This is a genomic window from Pseudomonas sp. PS02303 (assembly GCF_029959925.1).
Lineage (GTDB): Bacteria > Pseudomonadota > Gammaproteobacteria > Pseudomonadales > Pseudomonadaceae > Aquipseudomonas > Aquipseudomonas mandelii.
Genome location: NZ_JASCOM010000400.1, coordinates 1 through 3,617 on the forward strand (window position 1 = coordinate 1; position 3,617 = coordinate 3,617).

A 3,617-nucleotide genomic window follows, 5' to 3' on the forward strand; every position below is an offset into this window, starting at 1 on the left:
CGCGATAGCGGTGGGACAGACAACAGACCTGTTGATTGATAGACCGCTATCGCGAGCAGGCTCACTCCTACATTTAGCCCGCGCAAGGCCTTACATATGCCCACCGCCCTTTACCGCTTGATCTTTGCACTCGCGCTCTTACTGCCGATGGCCGCGCATTCCGGCGACGCCGAAGACTTCGTCGCCGCCAATCCCGTGCAGCAAGCCAAGCTTCTGGAGTCCTGGGCTGCGCAGCCCGATCCTGCCCGCATCGAACTGATCAACGCCCTGCAACAAGGCGAGTTGACCGTCGACGGCCAAGCCAAAACCCTGCGCCTGAACAATCGTCTGCGGGGTCTGATCGACACCGCGCTGGCCAGCCACCAATTGCTCGCCGCCGACGCCAAAATCCGTCTGGCCGCCGCGCAGCAATTGCAGAAAAGTGCCAAACCGGCCCAGCTGAAATTCCTCGACCAACAACTGGCCGGCGAAAAAGATGAAACCGTCCACGCAGCCCTGAGCCTGGCGCTGGCCAACCTGCAACTGGTCGACACCGACCCGGCCGTGCGCCTCGCGGCGGTGCGCCTGCTCGGCGAAACCGGCGATCCGCTGGCCCGCACCCGCCTCGAAAGCCTGCTGGAGCCGGGCATTGAAACAGACGCCAGCGTGCGCACCGCTGCCGAAACCAGCCTGGCCCAGGTCAAACGCAAACTGCTGATCGGCGAAATCCTCGGGCAAGCGTTCAGCGGCATGTCCCTGGGCTCGATCCTGCTGCTCGCCGCCCTGGGACTGGCGATCACCTTCGGTCTGCTCGGCGTGATCAACATGGCCCACGGCGAAATGCTGATGCTCGGCGCGTACTCGACCTACGTGGTGCAGCTGATGTTCCAGCGCTTTGCCCCGCAAGCCATCGAGTTCTACCCGCTGATCGCGTTGCCGGTGGCGTTCTTCGTCACTGCCGCAATCGGCATGGCGCTGGAACGCACGGTGATTCGTCACCTCTACGGCCGCCCGCTGGAAACCCTGCTCGCGACCTGGGGCATCAGCCTCATGCTGATTCAGCTGGTGCGTTTGGTGTTCGGCGCGCAGAACGTCGAAGTGGCCAACCCGGCCTGGCTCTCGGGCGGGATTCAAGTGCTGCCCAACCTCGTGCTGCCGTACAACCGCATCGTGATCATCGCCTTCGCCTTGTTCGTGGTCGTGCTGACCTGGCTGCTCCTGAACAAGACGCGCCTGGGTTTGAACGTGCGCGCCGTCACCCAGAACCGCAACATGGCCGCCTGCTGCGGCGTGCCGACCGGGCGCGTGGACATGCTCGCGTTCGGCCTCGGCTCCGGCATTGCCGGGCTCGGCGGCGTCGCGCTCAGCCAGATCGGCAACGTCGGCCCGGACCTTGGCCAGAGCTACATCATCGACTCGTTCCTGGTGGTGGTGCTCGGCGGTGTCGGTCAGTTGGCCGGTAGCGTCCTGGCCGCCTTCGGCCTGGGCATCGCCAACAAGATTCTCGAACCGCAGATCGGCGCCGTGCTCGGCAAGATCCTGATCCTCGCGCTGATCATTCTGTTCATCCAGAAGCGTCCGCAAGGCCTCTTCGCACTGAAAGGACGGGTGATCGACTGATGAACCAGCCCCTGATGCTCACGGCCAGCCAAAAGGCCGGCCCCAAAGTCACCATCGCTGTTGGCGCGGTGATTCTGGTTCTGCTGCTGGCGTTGCCGCTGCTCTCACTGTTGTCGCCGGACAGTGTGTTCCACGTCTCGGCCTACACCCTGACGCTGGTGGGCAAGATACTTTGCTACGCCATCGTCGCCCTCGCCCTCGATTTGGTCTGGGGCTACGCCGGCCTGCTGTCCCTCGGTCACGGCCTGTTCTTCGCCCTCGGCGGTTATGCGATGGGCATGTACTTGATGCGCCAGGCCTCAGGCGATGGCTTGCCGGCGTTCATGACCTTCCTGTCGTGGACCGAACTGCCGTGGTACTGGACCGGCACCAGCAGCTTCCTCTGGTCGATGTGCCTGGTGGTGTTGGCGCCGGGGTTGCTGGCGCTGGTCTTCGGGTTTTTCGCCTTCCGTTCGCGGATCAAGGGCGTGTATTTCTCGATCATGACCCAGGCCCTGACCTTCGCCGGGATGCTGCTGTTTTTCCGCAACGAAACCGGGTTTGGTGGCAACAACGGCTTCACCAACTTTCGCACCATTCTCGGCTTTGGCATTACCGAGCCGGGCACGCGCGCGGTGCTGTTTTTCGCCACGGTGGTGTTGCTGGTGGCGAGCCTGTTTATCGGCTGGCGCCTGGCGCAGAGCAAGTTCGGCCGGGTGCTGACCGCGTTGCGCGATGCGGAAAACCGCCTGATGTTCTGCGGCTACGACCCGCGGGGTTTCAAGCTGTTTGTCTGGGTCTTGAGTGCGGTGCTGTGTGGTCTGGCTGGCGCACTGTACGTGCCCCAAGTCGGAATCATCAACCCGAGTGAAATGTCGCCGACCAACTCCATTGAAGCGGCCGTATGGGTGGCCCTCGGTGGTCGCGGCACGCTGATCGGTCCGCTGCTCGGCGCTGGTGTGGTCAACGGCATGAAGAGCTGGTTCACCGTGGCATTCCCCGAATACTGGCTGTTCTTCCTCGGCGCACTGTTCATCGTCGTGACCTTGTACCTGCCCAAAGGCGTGATCGGTCTGCTGAAAAAGAGAGGTGAGCAATGAGAGTCACTGCGACGGCTGAATTCATGCTCGAACCGGCATTTTTTCCTGTGGAGCCCAACAAGGACGCCGGCAGCAGCCGCGATGCCATCGGCCTCGGGCAACGTGTCGGCCCTGGCCTGGACACACGCCACGGCACGATCCTGACCCTGGAAGACATCAGCGTCAGCTTCGATGGTTTCAAGGCGCTCAACGCTCTGAACCTGTACATCGGCGTCGGCGAATTGCGCTGCATCATCGGCCCCAACGGCGCGGGCAAGACCACGCTGATGGACGTCATCACCGGCAAGACTCGCCCCAGTCACGGCAAAGCCTGGTTCGGTGAAACCCTGGACCTGACGTCGATGAGCGAAGTGCAGATTGCCCAGGCCGGCATCGGCCGCAAGTTCCAGAAGCCGACGGTGTTCGAAGCCTTGAGCGTGTTCGAGAACCTGGAGCTGGCGCAGAAAACCGACAAGTCGGTGTGGGCCAGCCTGCGGGCGCGCCTCAGTGGCGAACAGAAAGATCGCATCAGCGAGGTGCTGGAAACCATTCGCCTGACGGCCTCGGTCAATCGCCCGGCGGGTCTGTTGTCCCACGGCCAGAAGCAGTTTCTGGAGATCGGCATGCTGCTCATGCAAGACCCGCAACTGCTGCTGCTCGACGAGCCGGTGGCGGGCATGACCGATGCCGAGACCGAGTTCACCGCCGAACTGTTCAAAAGCCTGGCCGGCAAGCATTCGCTGATGGTGGTGGAGCACGACATGGGTTTTGTCGGCTCGATTGCCGACCACGTCACCGTGTTGCACCAGGGCAGCGTGCTGGCCGAAGGGTCGCTGGAACAGGTGCAGGAAAACGAGCGTGTAATCGAGGTTTATCTCGGAAGATGATTTTGCTCCCGTAGGAGCGAGGCTTGCCCGCGAAGCTTTTGGCGGCCTCCAGGCCCCCTTCGCGGGCAAGCCT

At 62.8% G+C, this 3,617-nt stretch carries 3 protein-coding genes; all 3 read left to right on the top strand.

Annotation, left to right across the window (positions count from 1 at the left end):
* Nucleotides 1–96 precede the first annotated feature (96 nt).
* The 3 genes from urtB to urtD are packed head-to-tail and all read left to right on the top strand — an operon-like array spanning nucleotide 97 to nucleotide 3,544.
* Nucleotides 97–1,599, top strand: a complete 1,503-nt coding sequence (urtB, locus tag QMX98_RS33255; protein ID WP_102594498.1) for an urea ABC transporter permease subunit UrtB — start codon at nucleotides 97–99, stop codon at nucleotides 1,597–1,599.
* Complete coding sequence (gene urtC / locus QMX98_RS33260; protein WP_010464088.1) at nucleotides 1,599–2,678, top strand: urea ABC transporter permease subunit UrtC; 1,080 nt, start codon at nucleotides 1,599–1,601, stop codon at nucleotides 2,676–2,678. The genes urtB and urtC overlap by 1 nt, the downstream gene beginning before the upstream one ends.
* Entirely contained in the window at nucleotides 2,675–3,544 is an 870-nt protein-coding gene (urtD, locus tag QMX98_RS33265) for an urea ABC transporter ATP-binding protein UrtD (RefSeq protein ID WP_010464089.1), read from the top strand. Before urtC ends, urtD begins: the two co-directional genes overlap by 4 nt.
* Nucleotides 3,545–3,617: the final 73 nt, after the last annotated feature.

Bases quoted from the DNA above. Each gene is read 5' to 3' on its own strand.
- urtB (WP_102594498.1), top strand. From the start codon at position 97: ATGCCCACCGCCCTTTACCGCTTGATCTTTGCACTCGCGCTCTTACTG.
- urtC (WP_010464088.1), top strand. From the start codon at position 1,599: ATGAACCAGCCCCTGATGCTCACGGCCAGCCAAAAGGCCGGCCCCAAA.
- urtD (WP_010464089.1), top strand. From the start codon at position 2,675: ATGAGAGTCACTGCGACGGCTGAATTCATGCTCGAACCGGCATTTTTT.